Annotated in this window: 19 protein-coding genes and 1 riboswitch; of the genes, 1 reads left to right on the top strand and 18 read right to left on the bottom strand. The window is 66.1% G+C overall.

The window, feature by feature from the left end; all coding sequences use genetic code 11:
• Positions 1-13: 13 nt before the first annotated feature.
• Entirely contained in the window at positions 14-2,392 is a 2,379-nt protein-coding gene (locus ACK4HJ_RS21270) for a putative Ig domain-containing protein (RefSeq protein ID WP_409835270.1), read from the bottom strand.
• Positions 2,393-2,508: 116 nt separating this feature from the next.
• Positions 2,509-2,602: riboswitch (cyclic di-GMP riboswitch) on the bottom strand.
• A 194-nt stretch (positions 2,603-2,796) separates the two neighbouring features.
• Here ACK4HJ_RS21270 and asd point away from each other — a divergent pair.
• Positions 2,797-3,648 (top strand): archaetidylserine decarboxylase, encoded by an 852-nt coding sequence (asd, locus tag ACK4HJ_RS21265; RefSeq protein ID WP_409835268.1) that lies wholly within the window; start codon positions 2,797-2,799, stop codon positions 3,646-3,648.
• A 53-nt stretch (positions 3,649-3,701) separates the two neighbouring features.
• Here the strand turns inward: asd and ACK4HJ_RS21260 are convergent, their stop codons facing one another.
• The 17 genes from ACK4HJ_RS21260 to ACK4HJ_RS21180 all read right to left on the bottom strand — a co-directional run bounded on the left by ACK4HJ_RS21260 (position 3,702) and on the right by ACK4HJ_RS21180 (position 20,297).
• Positions 3,702-3,911 (bottom strand): hypothetical protein, encoded by a 210-nt coding sequence (locus tag ACK4HJ_RS21260; RefSeq protein ID WP_409835266.1) that lies wholly within the window; start codon positions 3,909-3,911, stop codon positions 3,702-3,704.
• 141 nt (positions 3,912-4,052) lie between these two features.
• Entirely contained in the window at positions 4,053-4,874 is an 822-nt protein-coding gene (gene hutG, locus ACK4HJ_RS21255) for an N-formylglutamate deformylase (protein WP_409835264.1), read from the bottom strand.
• Positions 4,875-4,908: 34 nt separating this feature from the next.
• Positions 4,909-6,291: a formimidoylglutamate deiminase gene (locus tag ACK4HJ_RS21250; protein WP_409835262.1), complete on the bottom strand. Its 1,383-nt coding sequence runs from the start codon at positions 6,289-6,291 to the stop codon at positions 4,909-4,911.
• A 4-nt stretch (positions 6,292-6,295) separates the two neighbouring features.
• Entirely contained in the window at positions 6,296-7,135 is an 840-nt protein-coding gene (locus ACK4HJ_RS21245) for an alpha/beta fold hydrolase (RefSeq protein WP_409835260.1), read from the bottom strand.
• Positions 7,132-8,418 (bottom strand): imidazolonepropionase, encoded by a 1,287-nt coding sequence (gene hutI / locus ACK4HJ_RS21240; protein WP_409835258.1) that lies wholly within the window; start codon positions 8,416-8,418, stop codon positions 7,132-7,134. The genes ACK4HJ_RS21245 and hutI overlap by 4 nt, the downstream gene beginning before the upstream one ends.
• Positions 8,419-8,505: 87 nt before the next feature.
• Positions 8,506-9,189 (bottom strand): HutD family protein, encoded by a 684-nt coding sequence (locus tag ACK4HJ_RS21235; RefSeq protein ID WP_409835256.1) that lies wholly within the window; start codon positions 9,187-9,189, stop codon positions 8,506-8,508.
• Positions 9,179-10,048, bottom strand: coding sequence for a phytanoyl-CoA dioxygenase family protein (locus ACK4HJ_RS21230; protein WP_409835255.1), 870 nt, complete (start codon positions 10,046-10,048; stop codon positions 9,179-9,181). The genes ACK4HJ_RS21235 and ACK4HJ_RS21230 overlap by 11 nt, the downstream gene beginning before the upstream one ends.
• 66 nt (positions 10,049-10,114) lie before the next feature.
• Complete coding sequence (gene hutU / locus ACK4HJ_RS21225) at positions 10,115-11,845, bottom strand: urocanate hydratase (protein WP_409835253.1); 1,731 nt, start codon at positions 11,843-11,845, stop codon at positions 10,115-10,117.
• Positions 11,846-11,883: 38 nt separating this feature from the next.
• Positions 11,884-13,422 carry a histidine ammonia-lyase gene (gene hutH / locus ACK4HJ_RS21220; RefSeq protein WP_409835251.1) on the bottom strand — a complete coding sequence of 513 codons (1,539 nt, stop codon included), beginning with the start codon at positions 13,420-13,422 and terminating at the stop codon, positions 11,884-11,886.
• Between the two features lie 64 nt (positions 13,423-13,486).
• A complete protein-coding gene (gene hutC, locus ACK4HJ_RS21215; RefSeq protein ID WP_409835250.1) occupies positions 13,487-14,293 on the bottom strand; it encodes a histidine utilization repressor in 807 nt (268 codons plus the stop codon).
• Positions 14,294-14,323: 30 nt separating this feature from the next.
• The gene (locus tag ACK4HJ_RS21210; protein WP_252661542.1) at positions 14,324-15,103 is read right to left on the bottom strand and encodes an ABC transporter ATP-binding protein; all 780 of its coding nucleotides are present in this window, start codon (positions 15,101-15,103) and stop codon (positions 14,324-14,326) included.
• Positions 15,100-15,939, bottom strand: coding sequence for an ABC transporter permease (locus tag ACK4HJ_RS21205; RefSeq protein ID WP_409835248.1), 840 nt, complete (start codon positions 15,937-15,939; stop codon positions 15,100-15,102). The genes ACK4HJ_RS21210 and ACK4HJ_RS21205 overlap by 4 nt, the downstream gene beginning before the upstream one ends.
• Positions 15,940-15,995: 56 nt before the next feature.
• Positions 15,996-16,964: an ABC transporter substrate-binding protein gene (locus ACK4HJ_RS21200; RefSeq protein ID WP_409835246.1), complete on the bottom strand. Its 969-nt coding sequence runs from the start codon at positions 16,962-16,964 to the stop codon at positions 15,996-15,998.
• Between the two features lie 402 nt (positions 16,965-17,366).
• Entirely contained in the window at positions 17,367-18,749 is a 1,383-nt protein-coding gene (locus tag ACK4HJ_RS21195) for an ATP-binding protein (RefSeq protein ID WP_409835244.1), read from the bottom strand.
• Positions 18,746-19,456 (bottom strand): response regulator transcription factor, encoded by a 711-nt coding sequence (locus tag ACK4HJ_RS21190; protein ID WP_409835243.1) that lies wholly within the window; start codon positions 19,454-19,456, stop codon positions 18,746-18,748. The genes ACK4HJ_RS21195 and ACK4HJ_RS21190 overlap by 4 nt, the downstream gene beginning before the upstream one ends.
• 17 nt (positions 19,457-19,473) lie before the next feature.
• The gene (locus tag ACK4HJ_RS21185) at positions 19,474-19,812 is read right to left on the bottom strand and encodes a hypothetical protein (RefSeq protein WP_409835241.1); all 339 of its coding nucleotides are present in this window, start codon (positions 19,810-19,812) and stop codon (positions 19,474-19,476) included.
• A gap of 17 nt (positions 19,813-19,829) precedes the next feature.
• Complete coding sequence (locus ACK4HJ_RS21180) at positions 19,830-20,297, bottom strand: Spy/CpxP family protein refolding chaperone (protein WP_409835239.1); 468 nt, start codon at positions 20,295-20,297, stop codon at positions 19,830-19,832.
• Positions 20,298-20,534: the final 237 nt, after the last annotated feature.

The following is a 20,534-nucleotide window of genomic DNA, read 5'->3' as shown; positions in this document are numbered from 1 at the left end:
CATTTCCCGGCGGCTACTTGATCGTCACCGGCACCGTGACCTGGGCAGACAGCCCGGCCGAGTCCTTCGCGGTAACGACCAACTGGTAGTTGCCAGCCACCGGCTTGGGCCAGATGGCGGTGATGGTGCTTCCAGCCGCCGAGAAACCCATGCCCAGCGGCACCCCCGAGATGGACACCGACAGCGATGTAGCCCCCGGCGCGCTGATGGTGATCGTGCCCGTCAGCGGCTGCCCGGCCGTCCCCACCATGGCTGCGGCGGTAATGACGGGCCCGGCTGCAGCGATCTGCACCTTGAACACGCCCTGGCCCGTGAGCCCTGTCTTGGTGTCCTTGGCCGTGAGCGTGACGCTGTAGCTGCCGGCCACTGGCTTGGGCCAGCTCACGGTGCCATCGGCCGCCACCACCATGCCCGAGGGCGCGCCGGCCAGCGTGTAGTTCAACGGGTTGGCTGCTACCACCACCGGTTTGAACGACAGCGCCACGCCGGGGCGGCCCGCGATGCTCGCACCCGTGACGGAAGGCGCCACCGGCGCAGCCACGCTGATGCTGTAGGCGCCCTGCCCGCTCAGCCCGGTCTTGTTGTCCTTGGCCGCCACGGTGACCGCGTAGGCGCCCGCCACCGGCGCTGGCCACGACACCACGCCAGCGGAATTGATGGACATGCCCGCAGGCGCGCCCGACAGGCTGAACGTCACGGGATTGGACGCTGTGACGGAGGCCGTGAACGTGAGCGGTGTGCCCACCAGGCCGGTGATGTTGGCCGGGGTGACGACCGGCGCTGGCGCGGGTGCTGCGGCGCCTGCCAGCAGCGGCAGCAACGCGCCCGCATTGGGCGTGCCCAGGCCGGTGAGCTGGTCATAGCCCGCGCGGGCCGAACACGTGCTGCACGTGCCATGGCTGCCCAGCCGGATGTCGGCAAACGCACTGGCGTAGTTGCCCGGCACTGCGCCCACTTGGCCGTACAGCAGCGCATGGCCGCTGCCCAGTTTCTGAAGGCTGGCCTGCTCCCGGCTGGCATTGGCCAGCACGCTCAGGCCTGCCCACATGGGTGCTGCAAGGCTGGTACCGCCTGCGCTGAGCCACTGCACGGCCGTGCTGCCGGGCTTGATCACCGCCACATACTGGCCGGTGGAAGGGTCGGCATTCATCGCCACATCGGCCACCGTGCGGCGAGCAACAGAGCCCACGCCGGGCAGCAATGCCTGCTGGTAGGTTGGGGTGGCGACGAAAGTGCTGGTGCCTCCACCCGTGCCCGACCAGCTCACCTCGCTGCGCGCACCGGTGCCCGAGTAGGTCAGCGTCGTACCCCCAACGGCGATCACGTTGGGCGAAACCGACGGCCAGCTAACGCCTGCGCCCGAATCTCCCGTGGCCGCCAGATAGGTCATGCCTGACGCAGTGAACACGGAATCCACCGAAGCCGTCCAGGCGCCCTCCTGTGCGCCGAAGCTCATGGACACCACGCCCGGGCCCATCGCATTGGCAAGCCGGATGGCCCCCAGCAGGCTGTTGAGCGACGGGTCGGGTGCCTCCAGCAAAACAATGCGGGCCAGCGGCGCTATGGCATGCACCCACTGCACGTCCAGCGCGATTTCTGTGGCCCAACCCTCGTCGTAAGCCGGGGCCGCCGGGGCCAGCCCGCCTGCGGCGGTGGCATACGCCACCAACAGTTCACAGCCACCGACGGGTGCTGCACCCAGTGGCAATGCCGTTGCGGCAGGCAGAACGCGCGGTGTGCAAGGGGGCAAGCCAAATTTCTGGTTGAAGGCCGCCAGCTCGGCAGCCACGTTGGGGTTGTGCCGCGCTGCCACCACATACACCGTCTGCCCGGCACCCAACTGCGCGGCCTGGGCACCCGCTGGCAAGGTGCCCACGGCGGGCAGCGCGCCAAACCCGTAGGCAGCGCGGACCTGTGCGACCGAATAGGTGGTCACCACCCCGGTGCCAGCCAGGGGCGCGGCCACCGGATCCTGGAGCGCTTTCGCCTGAGGCGCCGGACCCAGGCGGACGGCCTTGGCCAGTGTTTCGTCCAGCACCGACGGCGTGAGCCGCTGGGTCGACAGTGCCTTGAACTCTTGCGGCACCTGCTGGAACTTCGGCGCCAGGGAGGCTGATCGGTTTGCGTCCTGCGCATCGAGGTCGTCTGGCGCCTCCAGCACCACTGGTGCAATGTGAAAGGTGGGTTGCGCTGCCAGGGCCTCAGCACCTGCTGGCAGGGCGTCGGGCTCCAACTGCAGTGTGGCGGTGGTGGAGGCAACTTCGCCAGGCGCCTGGGGGTCGGCGCCACCGCCGCCGCAGGCCGCCAGCACAAACGGAAGGGCCGCCAGCGCAGCCCACCGGCGGTGCGGCGCGCTGACTGCGTTGCGGCGGCGGGGCATGTGGGTGTTCATCAGGTCTCTCCAAAGAAAGTGTTCGGGCAGGAACACCCCATCCGAAGAACCCGGGCCGCTGAACGCGCCTTGGCTGCCGCCGCACATGCTGTGCGCCTGCGAAACACCCGCAGGTCCGTGGCAACCCCGCTGCCGTGGCCCTGCAATCGCAGGGCTACAGGCCGGTGGCTTTGCGACCCCGGCTTTCGCGCGGGTGTGCCTAAGTGATAAATGCAATTCTTTGCAACATTTAAATCAAATGAAATTTGATAAAAACTTTTTAAATGCTAATTTTGTAAAGACCAAACCCGGCCCATCGGGCCGTCCAACCGATGCTGAAGGCTGGCGCTCCCCCTGCAAACCCGCTAAGCCTGGCGCTCACCCCTCGCTAGAATCGTTCGCTTTACCTGAACAGGAAGACCGTTTTGTCCGACCGCTTTGCCGTACTGCCTCAATACGTTCTTCCCAAACGCGCTCTGACTTCACTGGCAGGCAGGTTCGCGGCGGCGCAGATGGGAGGCCTGACCACCTCGGCCATCCGCCGGTTTGTTACGCGCTACCAAGTCGATATGGCGGAGGCGGCCAACCCCGACATCGCCAGCTACGCTTCTTTCAACGATTTCTTCACCCGGGCGCTGAAGGCGGGTGCACGCCCTCTGGCAACTGCCGACCTGATCTGCCCGGTAGACGGCGCCATCAGTCAGTTCGGCACCATCGACAAAGACCAAGTGTTTCAGGCCAAGGGCCACAGCTATTCCACCACCGCCCTGATAGGGGGGGACGCAGCAGCGGCAGCGCGGTTTGAACATGGCCATTTCGCCACGCTCTACCTGAGCCCACGCGACTACCACCGCATCCACATGCCCTGCGCCGGTGAACTGACGCGCATGGTGCACGTGCCGGGCGATCTGTTTTCGGTGAACCCCACCACGGCACGCGGTGTGCCGGGGCTGTTTGCGCGCAACGAGCGCGTGGTGTGCTTTTTCGAATCGGCCCGCGGCCCGTTCGTGCTGGTGCTGGTGGGGGCCACCATCGTGGGCAGCATGGCCACGGTGTGGCACGGGCAGGTGAACCCGCCCCGCACGGGGACGCTGCGCCAGTGGGACTACGCACCCGGTCAGGTGACGCTGCAGCAGGGTGAAGAAATGGGCCGTTTTTTGCTGGGGTCTACCGTGGTGATGCTGTTCCCCAAGGGCCCCTTGCAGTTCAACCCGGCCTGGGCGCCCGCGCGAGCGATCCGCTTGGGCGAAGCCATGGGGGAGCGTTCAGGGGATTGACGCCGCTGCGTCTGGCGGCAATGGCCTGGCGCAATGTGCCGCCAACGCAGCTGTCAGAACCGGTCCGGCACCCGGGTGAGGTGAAACGCGGTGGGCTCCAGTTGCAGTGCCTCGGGGTGCACGGGAGCTTCGTGGCCCACCAGATGAACCATCAGCGCATTGCGCCGCACGACCACGTGGCTCACCGTCTCTGGCTGCTGATTCCAGTGCACGCTGGTGCCCGGCTTGAAAAGGGGCATGTAGTAGTAAGCGGTCGGGTCCATGGCGGCGCGGCTCCTTCCGCGAGAGGACTGGCACAGGGGCCGGTCCCGCGGCCCAGCAAGGGCCGCGGGCCATCCTAGCACCGAACCCTTGTCAGCGGACCGCGCAATACCCTCAGCTTGCGCCGTATCAGACAACGCCTTTTACGCAGCGCTGCGGTGGCCGTCTGCAAACGCCAATGCAGCTTCCAGCATGCGGCGCAGGGTGGGTTGCACGCCCGCAGCCACCTCGGGCAGGTAATCAAACGGCAGGGCCTCCTGCATGTAGCTGCACTGCGTCATCTCCAGCTGCACCGCGTGAATGTTCTGCGCGGGCTGCCCGTAGTGGCGCGTGATGTGCCCACCCTTGAAGCGGCCATTGAGCACGGCGGTATAGCCCTGGGCCTCTTTGGCGATGGCCAGCAGTTCCTGCGCCAGCGCCGGGTCGCAGCTCTCACCGTTGGCTGTGCCCAGGTTCAGGTCAGGCAGCTTGCCTTCAAAAAAGCGCGGCAGAACCGAGCGGATGGAGTGGGCATCCCACAGCACCGCCACACCATGCAGCGCGCGGATGCGATCCAGCTCGGCACGCAATTGCGCGTGGTATGGCGCCCAGATGGCCTCACGGCGCGCGGCTATCTCTGCGTCATCGGGCACATCGCCTGCTGCGTAGATGGGCGTGTCGTCGAACGTATCGACCGGGCACAGGCCGGTGACGCTCTGCCCCGGGTACAGGCTGGCGCCATCGGGCGGGCGGTTCAGGTCGACCACATAGCGCGAGTGCGTGGCCACGAGGATGGAGGCCCCCAGGTCTTTGGCAAACGCATAGAGGCGCTCCATGTACCAGTCGGTGTCGGGCACCTGGCGGGCCTCATCGGTGAAGCGCGCGGCCAGCGCGGGCGGCACATAGGTGCCGGCATGGGGCATCGACACCAGGAGCGGCGCTGTGCCGGGGTAAAAGACAAAAGGAGGTGGAGAGGTATCGCTCATCACAAGCTCACAGGTATGAATTCAATCGGACGCTTCAATCGGGTGCAATGGTGGCCGAGCGCGCAGCCACAAACGCATGGACCGCCGCATCGTGCAGCGCGTGTCGGCCGCCCGTGATGCGCTGCTGGCCCGCCACCCACACGCTGTCAATGGCCGAGGTGCGGTGGCTGCCGAATACATGGGCCGACAACATGCTGGCTGCGGGCAAATCGCGCAGCGCCACATGCTGCGCATTCAGCGCCACCAGATCCGCTTGCTCACCCACGGCCAGACCACCAACGGCGCGGCCTGCGGCCTGCGCCCCGCCCTGCACGGCCTGCAAGGTCATGGCCGTGGCCACCTCGGGTTGCGCAGCGGTGGCCAGCACATTGCGCTGCCGCAGCGACAGGCGCTGGCCGTATTCGAGCATCAACAACTCCTCGGCTGCGTTCACGCAGGCATGGCTGTCAGAGCCCACGCCCCAGCGGCCACCGTGCTGCAGCCACAGCGGCATGTCGAAAATGCCGTCGCCCAGGTTCGCTTCCGTGGTGGGGCAGATGCCCGCCACGGCGCCGGTGCGCGCTGCGTCCTGGTACTCCTGCGGGGTCATGTGCGTGGCATGCACGAGGCACCAGCGCTCGTCCACGGGTGCGTGCTCCAGCAGCCACTGCACCGGGCGCTGGCCGCTCCAGGCCATGCAGTCATCCACCTCCTGCGTCTGCTCGGCGATGTGGATGTGGATGGGCGCCTGCGCATTGAGTGCCGTGAGGCCCTGCACGGCAGCCGCCAGACTGTCTGGCGGCACTGCACGCAATGAATGCGGTGCCAGGCCCAAAACGCCCCCTTGCGCTTTTGTAGCGGGCGCTAGACGCTCCAATAATGAGAGCATGTTGTCCGTGCTGCGAATAAAACGCGCCTGGTCCGCACGCGGTGGCTTGGCGCCAAAGCCGCTCGTCTGGTACAGCACCGGCAGCAGCGTGATGCCGATGCCCGCATGCTGCGCCGCGCGCAGCAGTGCCAGCGACAGCGTGGCGTCATCGGCATAGGGCGTGCCGTCATGGTCGTGGTGCACGTAGTGGAACTCGCACACGCTGGTGTAGCCGGCCTCCAGCATCTCCACATACAGCCAGGTCGCAATGGCCTCCAGCGACTCGGGCGTGATGCGCGCTGCAAAGCGGTACATCAGGTTGCGCCAGCTCCAAAAGCTGTCCTGGCTTTCACCCCGGTACTCGGTCAGGCCCGCAAACGCGCGCTGGAAGGCGTGTGAGTGCAGGTTGGGCATGCCGGGCAGTACGGGGCCCGGGGCCACAGGGGCGCCATGCGGTGCGGTCGCGTCAGGGGTCACGCCCTGCAGGCGGCCCGACGCGTCCCACTGCAACAGCACATTGCGCGCCCAGCCGTTGGGCAGCAAGGCATGGGGTGCAAACAGCGCATCCATTCCATCAGTCTCCAAAGGGGGTGGCACTGCACCAAAAGGCTTCTAGCGCCGCGCAAAACGCCTCCGGCGCCTCATCCGGCCACATGTGTGTAGCCTGGGGAACCACCAGATGCTGCGCCTGCGGCATGGCACGCGCCGCTGCGCTGGCCACCTCGGCAAACACAGGTCGCGTCTGCCCACCTTGCGCAATGCACACGGGCACCGCAATGGTTGCCAGGTCGGTCGCTGAAAGCGGCAAAGGCGGCGTCTGCGACATGAGACGGGGCAACGTGTGCGCGTTGTCGATTTGCAGCGCGCGGCGCTGGGCGGGCTGGCGGTCAAAGTACCCCGCAGCCTGGCCCGAGGCGTCCATCAGGCTGCGGGTAGCTGCGACCAGGTCGCCGTGTGACAAGGCTTCGGCCAGCGGGCTGTACATCTGCTGCGCATCGGCCTGAAAGCGTTGCAAGGCCCCAGGCTCTTCCACAAAGGTCGGAAAGCCCGGCTCGTACACAAACACACTGCGTAGCAACGTGGCGTGATGCCGTGCCATGTAGAGCGCGGCATGCGCCGAATACGACCACGCCACCAGATGCACCGGCCCCTGGCCCCACGCCCGGATGGCATGGACAAGGTCATCCAGATGGGCAGCGAGTCCGAACGGCGGGCCGTCCTCCGGCCAGGTATGCGGGCCAAAGTACCGCAGCGTGACGGCCAGCGTGTTCCAGCGCGCAGCCAGTTGGCTCTGGTGGCGCGTCCACATGCGTGCATCGGCCAGGGCACCATGCACCAGCAGCACTGGTGCCCCCTGCCCTTGCTGGCGCGCGGGCATGGCGCCAACCTGCAAGTCTTGCGCCACCATGGTCATGCGCCACCCTCTGTACTGGCGATACGGCCCTGCCGCACGATGGTGCAGGCGGGCTTTTGGCCCAGCCAGTAGGCCAGTTCGGCCGCCTCGCCCACCGGCCACAGCACCAAGTTGGCCGGTCTGCCGGATGCGATGAGGCCGTGGGTGTCTTGCAGGCCCAGCGCGCGCGCGGCGTGGGTGGTGATGCCGGCCAGCGCCTCGGGCACCGTCAGGCGGAACAGCGTGCAGGCCATGTTGGCCATGAGCAGCAGGCTGAGCGCGGGCGAGGTGCCAGGGTTGTGATCGGTGGAGACAGCCATGGGCACACCGGCCGCGCGCAGTGCCGCGATGGGGGGCAGGTGCGTGTCACGCAGCGTGTAGTAGGCGCCGGGCAGCAGGACGGCCACGGTGCCTGCGGCCTTCATCGCAGCGATGCCGTCGGCCGACAGGTGCTCGATGTGGTCGCATGACAGCGCACCGTAGCGCGCGGCCAGCGCCGAGCCCCCCATGTCGGACAGTTGCTCCGCATGCAGCTTGACGGGAATGCCGAGCTTGCGCGCGGCCTGGAACACCTGCTCGGTCTCCGCCAGCGTGAAGGCAATGCGTTCGCAGAACACATCCACGGCATCGACCAACCCTTCGGCCGCCAGCGCAGGCAGCATCTCGTTGCAAACAAGGTCGGTGTAATCCTGGCTACCTCCAGGTTTTCCAGCGTATTCGGGTGGCAGCGCATGTGCGCCGAGGAAGGTGGTGCGCACCGTGACGCCAAAGGCCTCGCCCAGACGACGGGCCACGCGCAGTTGCTTACGTTCGTGCTCCAGCGCCAGGCCGTAGCCGGATTTGATCTCAATGGCGCACACGCCTTCGTCCAGCAGCGCCTGCAGGCGCGGCGCGGCCAGGGCAAAGAGCTCGTCTTCGCTGGCCTCGCGCGTGGCGCGCACCGACGACACGATGCCCCCGCCCGCCTTGGCCACCTCTTCATACGTGGCGCCTGCGAGCCGCATCGCAAACTCGTTGGCGCGCTGCCCGCCATACACCAGGTGGGTGTGGCAATCGACCAGGCCGGGAGTGGTGATAGCGCCCTGCCCGTCTCGTTGCGGTAAGTGTGCAAAGGCCTCAGGCAACTGGCCTTGAGGGCCTACCCAGCGGATCACGCCATCCTGCACCGCAATGCAGGCCTCAGCGTCTTCGGCCACGGACACGTCGTATTTCCACAAATCCGGCACGGGGCGCAGGTGGCACCACACGCCATCGGCGGACGGCGCGGACGACGCAAGGTGTTGCGAAGGGGGTTGAAGCGACATGTCGTGTTGAAACCTTTTGCTATATAAAAAATAGCTGCTAGCGCTTTATAGATAAGCGCTAGAGGCCATTTTCATTCAAAAATCAAACTAACTTGCCCGGTGGAGTGCAATCCAGGCCAATGTCGGAGGGCACTCCCCTTCGGCTTGCAGCAAGGGCGCGACAGGCGTGAGCGAGTGTGCGTCACGGTCGGGATTCGGATGGCGCATTTCGGCGCCGCAAGCAACATCGCTTTCCCGCACCCACCATGCGCCCTGCCCTGGAGCCAGCGTGCGCGCAGCTTCACCCAATCCCCAACGCCATATGCCCGCCAGCACCAGGCACAGGCCCGCGCTGTGCGGCGCGGCAACAGACTGCGCCGACTGCACCACTTGCAGCGCTCCCGCCCACACGCCACGGCGCAGCATCAGATTGAAATCGGTGGAAGTGCCGCCCAGCATGCTGCAGTCCACAGGTGCTTCACCCGCAAAGGCAAACGGCCGCCAGCGCTGGTCCAACGTGTGCGCCCATCCGCCGTGCAGCCCCGGCGCGCTCTGCAAATGCACACCATCGCCCTCCAGCAGCATGATCTGCCTGTCCACGCCAGCGAAGGCTGAGAACGGGCCCGGCGTGGCGATGGTGGCCACACTCACGCGCCACTCGAAGCCATCCATGCCTGCACCCAGCGGCCAGCAGGCCAGTTCGCGCGTGCTGCCGCCGCCGTTCTTCCACGGCACGCTGGCGACCTGCGCGCGGTCGAAAAACTCCACCACGTTCAGGCACTCATCCAGCATGGTGCGCAGGCCACAACACGGGAAACAGCGGGTGGTCCATCTCAGCCCCGGCGGGCAGCGCATCGGCCAGGCCAGGGAATTCGGGCGAGGTTTTCCACGGCCGGGGCGCGTGGCGAATGTCGTCACCCAGAAAGCGCACCGAGAACACGCGGCGGCGATTTGGCCCTTCCACGCCACCGGCTGCATGCAGCGTGAGCATGTGAAAGCACACCACGTCGCCGGGCTCGATCTCCCAGCCCACGATGGGGAAGGCATCGCGGTCGGCCTCCACGTTGGGCAGGTCCTGCAGACTCCCTTCGGGGAACCACTTGGCCTGGTTGTCCATGAAGGTGCGCGGCATGAGCCACGGCCCCTTGTGCGAGCCGGCCACAAACTCCAACGTCGCAGCGCGGGACACCGGGTCCACGGGTATCCACATGCTGATGTTCTGCATGCCGTCGATGTTGTAGTACGGCTGGTCCTGGTGCCAGGGTGTCTTTTGGCGCGTGCCCGGCTCCTTCACCAGCACATGGTCGTGGTACAGCCGCACGGTGCGCGACTGCATCAGGCGCTGCGCGGCCAGCGCCAACGGCGTCTCGCGCACGAATCGGCCGAACTGCGGGATGTCCTGCCAGTTGCAGAAGTCCTCGAAAAAGCGGCCCGGGTCATCCGGCCTGCTGGCCACCTTGGCGCGCGGGCTGGGCGCGGCCAGGTTGGCGTCAATGCCATCGCGCAGCAGCCCCACTTCATCGGGCGTGAGCAACTGCTTAATGCAGACGGCGCCATCGCGGGCGAAGTCTGCCACCTGCTGGTCGCTCAATCGCTCGCGCAGGCGCGCCTGCCATGGCTGCTGCAAATCCCCGGACGAAACATCGGACATGGCGCCTTACCTCCAGATCAAACGCACAGACAGATAGCTCGATAGATCCCGCAAGTATCGGCGGGCTTACTTGATCATTGGCAGCTTCAGGCCCTGCTTCTTCGCCGTCTCCACGGCCAGTTCGTAGCCCGCGTCGGCATGGCGCATCACGCCGCTGCCGCAATCATTCACCAGCACGCGCGCCAGGCGCTCGGCCGCTGCATCGGTGCCATCGGCCACGATCACCATGCCCGAGTGCTGCGAGTAGCCCATGCCCACGCCGCCGCCGTGGTGCAGGCTGACCCAGGTGGCGCCGCCTGCGGTGTTGAGCAGCGCGTTGAGCAGCGGCCAGTCGCTCACGGCATCGGTGCCGTCCTTCATGGCTTCGGTCTCGCGGTTGGGGCTGGCCACGCTGCCGGTGTCCAGGTGGTCGCGGCCGATGACGATGGGGGCCTTCAGCTCGCCGTTTTTCACCATCTCGTTGAAGGCCAGGCCCGCGATGTGGCGCTCGCCCAGGCCCAGCCAGCAGATGCGCGCGGGCAGGCCCTGGAAGGCAATGCGCTCGCCCGCCATGTCGAGCCAGCGGTGCACATGCTTGTTCTCGGGGAACAGCTCCTTGATCTTGGCGTCGGTCGTGCGGATGTCTTCCGGGTCGCCCGAGAGCGCCACCCAGCGGAAGGGGCCCTTGCCTTCGCAGAACAGCGGGCGGATGTAGGCGGGCACAAAGCCGGGGAAGTCGAAGGCGTTCTTCACGCCTTCGTCGAAAGCCACCTGGCGGATGTTGTTGCCGTAGTCCACCACCGGGATGCCCATGTGCTGGAAGTCGAGCATGGCCTGCACGTGCACGGCGCACGACTTGGCGGCGGCCTTCTTCAGCACTTCACGCTGGGTCACGTCCTGCTGCGCGGCACGCCACTGCGCCACCGTCCAGCCTGCGGGCAGGTAGCCGTTGACGAGGTCGTGGGCGGAGGTCTGGTCGGTGACCAGGTCGGGCTTCAGGCCGCCCGCCTTGGCGCGTTTGACCAGCTCGGGCAGGATTTCGGCGGCATTGCCCAGCAGCGCGATGGAGATGGCCTCCTTGGCGGCCGTGTGCTGCTGGATAAGTTCGATGGCGTGGTCGATGTCACGCGCCTGCTTGTCCACGTAGCGCGTGCGCAGGCGGAAGTCGATGCTGCTTTGCTGGCACTCGATGTTGAGCGACACCGCACCCGCAAACGTGGCGGCCAGCGGCTGTGCGCCACCCATGCCACCCAGCCCGGCCGTGAGGATCCACTTGCCCGCCAGCGAGCCACCGTAGTGCTGGCGACCTGCCTCGGCAAAGGTCTCGTAGGTGCCCTGCACGATGCCCTGGGTACCGATGTAGATCCAGCTGCCAGCGGTCATCTGGCCGTACATGAACAGGCCCTTCTGGTCCAGCTCGCTGAAGTGTTCCCAGTTGGCCCACTTGGGCACCAGGTTGGAGTTGGCCAGCAGCACGCGCGGTGCGTTGGCGTGCGTCTTGAACACGCCCACGGGCTTGCCGGACTGGATGAGCAGCGACTCGTCGTCATTCAGGTCCTTGAGCGAGGCGACGATCTGGTCAAAGCATTCCCAGTTGCGCGCAGCGCGGCCAATGCCGCCGTACACCACCAGGTCCTGCGGTCGCTCGGCCACCTCGGGGTCCAGGTTGTTCTGGATCATGCGGTAGGCCGCTTCGGTGAGCCAGCTCTTGCAGGTAAGCTGGCTGCCGCGCGGCGCGCGGATCACGCGACTGGCATCGTGGCGGGGGTCGGTGTCGGAGGAAGCTGCGGCAGCGATGATGGCGTCGTTGGCGTTCATGGTGGGCTCCTGTGAATCAGTGGGTGTGCGTGGAAAAATCAGGCGAAGCTGGGCAGGCATTGCGTGAGGGCTGCAGGCCATGTGGACTGCTGGGCCCAGGCGCGCATGGCTTCGATGTCGGGTGCGAGGTAGCGGTCCTGTTCCAGGTAGGCGACGCGCTCTCGGATGGCGGCGAATTGCGCTTCGATGAGGGGGGAGGACTTGAGGCTGCGGTCGAATTCCATGCCTTGCGCGGCGGCCATGGCCTCGATGCCGACCATCACCGCCGCATTGCGCACCATGTCGCCCAGGCGGCGCGCGCCGTAGGTGGCCATGGAAACGTGGTCCTCCTGGTTGGCCGATGTGGGCAGGCTGGTCACGCTGCTGGGGTTGGCCAGGCATTGGTTCTCGGCGGCCAGCGCGGCGGCGGTGACCTGCGCGATCATGAAACCCGAGTTCACGCCGCTGTCGCGGATCAGGAACGCGGGCAGGCCCGACAGGCTCGGGTCCAGCAGCAGCGACAGACGGCGCTCGGAAATGGCACCAATCTCGGCCACCGCCAGCGCGATGATGTCGGCCACAAAGGCCACGGGCTCGGCGTGGAAGTTGCCGCCCGAAATTACATCGCCGTTGTCGAAAACGAGCGGGTTGTCCGACGCAGCGTTCGCCTCGATGGTCAACACACGCGCAGCGTGGTGCAGGTTGTCCAGGCACGCGCCCATCACCTGCGGCACGCAGCGGATCGAATAAGGGTCTTGCACGCGGCCGCAGTTCGGGTGCGAGGGGTCGATGGCGCTGCCATCCAGCAGCGCACGCACAGCGGCGGCCACGGCGATCTGCCCGGCCTGGCCGCGTGCTTCGTGGATGCGTGCGTCAAACGGCTTGATCGAGCCCTTGATGGCTTCGAGCGACAGGCAGCCCGCGACCAGCGCGGCAGCAAACACGCTCTCGGCGCCGAACAACCCGGCCAGCGCCAGCGCGGTGGACACCTGCGTGCCGTTGAGCAGCGCCAGCCCTTCCTTGGGGCCCAGCACAAACGGTTGCAGACCGATGGAGCGCATGGCCTCCGCGCCCGGCACCACCTTTCCGTCCACCTTGGCCTGGCCCTCGCCGATCAGCACGCAGGCAAGGTGCGCCAGCGGCGCCAGGTCGCCGGATGCCCCCACCGAGCCCTTGGCCGGGATCACCGGCAGCACATTGGCATTGGCCAGCGCCAGCAAGGCATCCACCAGCTCAGGCCGCACGCCCGAGTGCCCGCGCGCCAGGCTCACGGCCTTGGTCGCGAGGATGAGGCGCACCACGTCATCAGGCAGCGGGTCGCCCGTGCCCACGCTGTGCGACAGCACCAGGTTGCGTTGCAACTCGGCCAGCCGGTCGTGCGCGATCTTGGTGCTGGCCAGCTTGCCAAAGCCAGTGTTGATGCCATAGACCACCTGGTCTTCATCGACGATGCGCTGCACCGTGGCCAGGGATTTCTGCAGACCCGCGCGGGCCGAGGCATCCAGCACCAGCTCCACGGGGCCAGCATGAATGCGGCGCAGCTCAGCCAGCGTGACGCGGCCGGGGTGCAGGGTGATGGGGGATGCGTTCTTTGTCATGGCGTTGATCCTGTATATACAAGTAGGTGCAAGCGAAAAAACTCTGTGCTTTTGGCGAAAACTTTCAACCGGCGACGGGGTTGCCGTCTGCTCGGAAGCGGCTGCCCAGGCGGTAACGGGTGGCAGGGTGCAGGCAGCGCACCACGGTAATGGGCACGCCGCGCGACCAGGTGCGGCGGGTGAGCAGCAGGCAAGGCTCCTGCGGAGACATTTCCAGCAGCGCGGCCTGCTCGGCGGTGGGCATGACGGCATCGACCACGTGCTCGATCTGGTCGAAGGGCACGTTGCGCACCAGGTATTCGGAGGGCTGCAACTGCGTGAAGTCCTGCGCGGCGAACTGGGGCACCTGGCGCGGGTTCACGTGGCGGTCTTCCAATTGCACGGGCAGGCCGTCTTCGCGGTGGATGCACAGCGAGTGGAACACCGACTCGCCCGTGCGCAGGTCCAGCGCGGCCGCCACTTCCAGCGTGGCAGAGGTGCGCTCTACCGTCAGCACGTCGCAGCGGTAGTCATGCCCGCGCTGGCGGATTTCGCTCGCCAGGTTGGCTATCTGCAGCAGCGTGGATTGGGGCTTGTCTTCGGCCACGAAGCTGCCCACCCCCGCCACGCGCACGATGCGGCCCTGCTCCACCAGCTCGCGCAGCGCGCGGTTCACCGTCATGCGCGAGATGCCGAACTGGGTGACCAGCTCGTTCTCGGACGGCAGGCGGTCGCCCGCGCGCCAGAGGCCTTCCTGGATCTTGCGCGAGATATGGTCCTTGACCTGCTCGTACAGCGCCATGGCCTGCGCGGGCGCCGCCGCAGCGGCCACGGCCTTGGCGGGCGTGGCGCTGCGCGGTGCGGCGGTACGGCGGGATGGACGGGCGCTCATGGGTGGATGCGGGGCTGGTGCAGGTTCAGATCAGTGCAGGTCCGCCGCCATGGATTCGGCACGGATCTCTTCGGTGAGGCGCGCCTTGAGGTCCATGAACTCGGGGCTGGTCTTGATCGTGTAATGGCGTGGGTGGGGCAAGTCCACCGCCAGCTCGGTCTTGATGCGGCCGGGCCGGGCGCTGAACACCGCCACACGGTTGGCCATGAAGATGGCTTCGTCGATGTCGTGGGTGACGAAGAGCACCGTCTTGCGTTCGGCCTCCCAGATGCCCAGCAGCAGTTCCTGCATGAGCACGCGGGTCTGGTTGTCGAGCGCGCCAAAGGGCTCGTCCATCAGCAAAATCTTGGGGTCGTTGGCCAGAGCGCGGGCAATCGCGGTGCGCTGCTGCATGCCGCCCGACAGCTGCTTGGGAAAGTGCTGCTCAAAGCCGCGCAGGCCCACCTTGGCGATGAAGTACGCGGCGCGTTCCTTTTGCTGCGCTTCGGGCATACCCCGCTCGCGCAGGCCGAAGCGGATGTTCTGCTCGATGGTGAGCCAGGGGAACAGCGTGTAGCTTTGGAACACCATGCCGCGATCGGCACCGGGGCCTTCCACGGGCACGCCATCCAGCAGCACGCGGCCGCTGGTGGCGTGGTCCAGCCCGGCGACGATGCGCAGCAGCGTGGACTTGCCGCAGCCCGAGGGGCCCAGGATGGTCACGAAGTCGTTGTCCCGCACTTCAAAGTCCACCGGCAGCAGCGCCTGGGTGCGCTGGCCCTTGCGCCCTTCAAAGGTGCGCGAGACGGCTTGGATGGATACGCTGCTCATCGCACAAAACTCCAGGCAAACAAACGGTGGTTGAGCGCCTTGAAGGCGAAGTCGGACACCAGCCCGATGAGGCCGATGATGATGATGCCGAAGATGATCTGGCCTGTGTTGAGCAGCGCCTGGCTGTCGGTGATCATGTGACCAATGCCGGATGACGCGCCGATCAACTCGGCCACGATGATGTACGTCCATGCCCAGCCCAGCACCAGGCGCAGGGTTTCCGCAATGTCGGGCGCGGCACCCGGTATGAGCACGCGGCGCACGATGCCGGTGGGTGTCGCGCCCAGCGTGTAGGCGGCCTCCACGAGGTCGCGGCGGGCGTTGCCCACCGTGACGGCCACCATCAGGATGATCTGGAACACCGACCCAATGAAGATGACCAGCAGCTTCTGCAGTTCGCCCAGCCCCGCCCACAGGATCAGCAGCGGAATGAAGGCCGACGCCGGCAGGTAGCGGCAAAACGAGACAAAGGGCTCCAGAAAAGCCTCGACGCCCTTGTGCGCCCCCATGGCAATGCCCAGCGGGACCGCCATGATGGCGGCCATGGTGAACCCGCCCACAACGCGCCACACCGTCATGCCGATGTCGTGCAGAAAGCCAAACTCGGTGAAGAGAAGCCAGCCTTCCTGGACCATGGTGACCGGGCTGGCCAGGAAGGTGGGCGACACAAACCCGCCCAGCGTGAACACAGCCCACGCGGCCACGAATAGCACAAAGAACGCCACTCCGAGCACCCATCTTGTGCGCGTGCTCACAGGCTCCAGCGGTCGCAGCCGGCGCCGCGGTAGCGGCACCGACTCGACCAACGGGGACTGAGCCCCCAGGGTGCGGTTCATACGAAGGATCCTCGAAGTGGCGGGTTGGTGAGAGTCGGGTTCAGGCGGTCAGACCTTCACTTGATGAAGCTGTCGTCGTACATGGCGGTGTAGTTGTCAGGCAGCTTGCGGATCACGCCAGCTTCAAGCAGGATCGCCGCGGCGTCTTTCATGAACTGCTGCAGTTCTCCCGCAAAGAACTTCTGATTGGCGGCCTTGTCCTGCCAGCGCAGGAAGCTCGATGACTTGACAAATGCCTCACCCGTCTGCTTGACCGCAGCGCCCATGATCTCGTTGGATTTGGCGGTGTCGGCGCTGATCATTTCCAGCGCCTGAAAGTACGAATCCGCCAGGGCCTTCGCCGCCTTGGGGTTGGCTTTGAGCCAATCGGGCGCGCAACCCACCGTGTCCATAATGTGTGGAAATTCCAGCGTGGTTGCCAGGATCTTGCCGGCGCTGGGGTTGGCACGCACGGTGGAGAGATAGGGCTCGTAGGTGACGGCAGCATCGTTCTGCCCGGCCACGAAAGATTGGGCGGCTGGCTGTGGTGCCAGCGTCAGCGTCTTCACATCCTTCACGCTCATGCCGTTTTTGGACAACAGCCACGCCAGCGTGAAATACGAAGCCGTGCCGGGGGCATCCACCGCCACCGTCTTGCCCTTGAGGTCGGCAAATGTCTTGATGTCGTTGCGCACGGCAATACCGTCGGCGCCGTAGGACTTGTCGAGCTGGAAGATCTGCACGATGGGGACACCGTTGGTGTTCCATGCCACATGCGTCTCGACCGTGGTCGCGGCGCACTGGATGGACTTGGAGGCCAGGGCCAGGTGGCGGTCCTTTTGCGGGATCATCTTGATCTCCACGTCCAGGCCGTTCTTCTTGAAGATGCCGGCCTTGTCGGCCAGCGTGAGCGGCGCAAAGCCCGTCCAGCCGGACATGCCCAGCACAATCTTGGTTTCCTGTGCCTGGACTGGCGCGGCCAAGCCCATCGCGACACATGCTGCAGCCGCTGCCAGCGACGTCCACTTCACAACCGATCGAGTCATCATCTGCTCCTATTTCAAAGTCAATACTGTGGCCTACCCGCCAGACGGCACCCACCGCCCGGCCCTGGATGATGACAGCCAGAGCATACCTGTCTATACAGGGTAAACGCTAGATGTCTCCCCGTTGTGGGTGAGGTTCCTCAGCACAGCAAGAACAAGGCCAGGGGCCTGACTGGACAAGCAGGAGACTCGACCACGCAGTTCAGAAATACCAAATGGTATGAAATTGATAGCTGCCAGCGCTTTACAGACAAGCGCTAGATGCCAATTTTATTCATATTCAACTTGATGGAAACCACTGTGCGCCACTGCGGTTAGCTCATCGCCGCGCAGGCGGTCCGCACCGACGTGGTGCCGCGCTACCGGCCACGCCGTGCCAGAGTCGGGACGGCGCGATACGGATCAGCTGGCGCAGGGCAGCCGCGCCGTTACCGCCAGGCCGGGCTGGGCATTGCGCACCTGCAGGCTTCCGCCATGGGCCTGGGTGACCAGCCGACACAGGTATAGGCCCAGCCCTACCCCGCCGGTCGCGCGCTGGCGGGCAGTGTCGGGGCGGTAGAAAGCCTGGGCCAGATGCGGCAGGTGCTCGGGCGGCACGCCAGGGCCGTGGTCGCGCACTTCAATCTCCACCACACCATCGGTCAGTCGCAGATGCATTTGCGGGGGCGCGGCGGCAGGGTCGTTGTGGCGCAGGCTGTTGTCCAGCAGGTTGCGCATCAGCAGACGCACGCGCGAGCGATCCAGTGTGCAGGAGGGAAGCCCTTGCTGCACATGCAGCGCAATGGCGTGCGCGCCTGTGTGGCGAGCCTCCAGCTCGGTTACCACCTCGCGCGCCAGAGTGCCCAGGTCGGTGGGCTCGCGGTGCAGTGCGGCGTGGCGGCCGGCCAGGCGTTCACTTTCCAGCAGGTCGGTGATCAGCCGCGCCATTTCGCCCAGGTCGCGCATCAGTGCTGCGCGCTGGGCCTGCACGTCAGCGCTCTCAGGTAGCAGCTCGGTATTGAGCCGCGCGCGGGTCAGCGGGCTGCGCAGTTCATGGCTCATGGCCAGCAGCAGGGCGCGCTTCGCTTCCAGCATTTGATGGATGTCTTCCCCCATCGTGTTGATGGTGGCGGCCAATTGGCCCAACTCATCGGGCCGGTGCGCGTGCCGCACCGGAATGGCTTCGCCAAACTCCCCTTGACCGAACCGGCGCGCGCCTCGGCGGATGTCGTCCAGCGGGCGCAGCAAATGCCGCACGTAGACAAAGGTCAACGCCGTGAGCAGCAACAGGACCGTGAGCGTGCCCCAGGCAATGCGCGGGCGCTTGTCCCACGACAGCGCGTTGAGGCCGAACTCGATGTGGTGCCCGTCTGCAGTGGTGCGCTGCAGCAAGCGGTAGCCCGTGTCGTCGCGGGCCCAGTGGTCCTGGCGCTGGACCTTGTCGCTCATCCAATCCGGGCGCGGCCGCTCAGGGTGCGAATCCCACTGCACCTGCGGCCCGTCAATGCGCAGCGTGACCGGCAGGCGGTCGGCAATGGCCTGTGCGCGTTCAACGCTGGGCGGACTGCCAATCTCGGCCGTCAGGCGGTCCACGTAGTCCATCAGCAGGGGGCGCGCAGCCTCCTTCCAGCCCAAGGCCACCACCTTTTGCATGCCGCCCATGAAGACCACGGCCACCGTCACGGCCAGGGCCATGAACACCAGTACCAAACGGATGCGCAGCGAATAGCCCACCGCGTCGCGCGCACGGCGGTGCCAAGGGCAATCCCGGTCATGCCCCGGTTCGCCATCGATCTGTTTTTTCATGGCTGTGCGGAGGTGCTGGCGGGCGCAGAGGCCCTGCGCAGGGCGAGCGAATATCCCGCGTTGCGCAGCGTCTTGATGCAGTCGAGCGGCTCCAGCTTCTTGCGCAGGCGGCTCACCACGATGTCGACCGCGCGCGTGTACAGCTCGGCTTCGTGGCCGCGCAGCTGGTTCAGTATGTCGTCGCGGCTGAAAACCTTGCCGGGCTCGCGGGCCAGCAAGTGCAGCAGGTCGAACTCGGTGCCGGTCAGCTCCACTGCCGCGCCCTGGCGCAGAACGCTGCGGCGCGCAGCATCGATGAACAAGCCTTCGAACTCCAGTAACGTGGCTGCCTCCGCCGCCGCTGGCGCGCGGCGCCTGCGCAGCACCGTCTGCAGCCGGGCCACCAGTTCGCGCGGTTCAAAGGGCTTGGGCAGATAGTCGTCGGCCCCCAGTTCCAGCCCCACCACGCGGTCCATCACATCGCCCCGCGCAGTGAGCATCACGATGGGCAGGTCGCCCTGCCTGCGGATGGTGCGGCATAGCTCAAACCCATCCATCTCCGGCAACATCACATCCAGAATGGCGGCATCAAAGCCGCCGGCCTCCAGGCGCGCCAGCCCATCGCTCGGCCGGAGCGCGTGGACCAGTTCCAGTTCAAAACGCTGGAAGTACACGGTGAGCGGCGGGCCGAGCTGCTCGTCATCGTCAATCAACAAAATGCGGTGCATGAGCAATTCTTACACCGTCAGGCGCTGCCCCTTGCAGCGCGGGCGGTGGCTCCTGCCGTCGGCGCCGACACCCCGCCCAATGCGCGGTGCCGCACGATCAGCCTGCGCAAGCGGCTCTGCGCCGGTGCGTGCAGTGCATCAAAGTGATCTGCGGCGGCCAGCAACGCCGGCAACGCACGCGCCGCCACATCAGGCCGGCGGGCAAGCAGCCCCATGGCGTGTTCGCGGTCAAACCGCGGCCCCCACACCAGGGACATCAGTTCGTCATGGGGGTCGGGCATGCCCGCCAGGAGGGCGGGGCCGTGGGCGCGCACCCCCTGCGCCAACCGGTGGATGGGTTCGAGTGCGGGTGACATCGTGCTGTGCCCCCGCTTCAGGCCCGCGGCATCCAGCCGCGGCGCTGCTGCATCATGTCGCGAACTTTTTGCTGCTGCTCGGCGTTGAGACTGTCGTAGAAGTCCGCCAGCGCATTGATCACCTCGGGGCTTCCGGCCTGGACGGCGCGGGTCTTTTCTTCCACCAGGGCTTGCGCACGCGCCCGGTCAAACTTGCCGCCGGAAACAATTGTCTGCATCTCGGCACGTGGGTCCTTGGCAGAACCCACCCAGGCTGCGCGCTGCGCCTGGATGGCATCCGCCAGCACGTTGAGTTTTTGCTTTTGCGCGTCATTGAGGTCCAGCTTGCTGCTGACCCGCTGCACCACCTTGCCACGCACCTCGGCCATCTTGTCGGCCGACATAGGGCCACGGTGGTGGTAGCCGCTGGAGCATGCCGTCAAGCCACCCAGCGCAATGGTGGCGCCAAAAAATGCCATCAGAGTTTTCTTGATCCAGGGTTTCATGATGCAGTCCTTTCGTGGACGTATTGAACATGACCCTGATGGTGCCCACCCTGCTGGGCCGCGTCGTCTCGACCCAGTTTCGGTTTATTTCATTTTGTTTCCATTAAACAGCCAACCCTTAGGGACCCTCTTCACGAATCCCCTGCGTCATGTGCCGACGAATGCTTGAAGCCGAGACAATAGGCACATGAAGCAAAGCAGCCTGGGCCTGAGCAACACCACCAAGCGCACGCGCAA

Source organism: Acidovorax sp., assembly GCF_046294525.1.
Taxonomy (GTDB): domain Bacteria; phylum Pseudomonadota; class Gammaproteobacteria; order Burkholderiales; family Burkholderiaceae_C; genus Acidovorax.
Note: the sequence above shows the minus strand (reverse complement) of the source record. Positions and strands in the feature narration are given on the sequence as shown.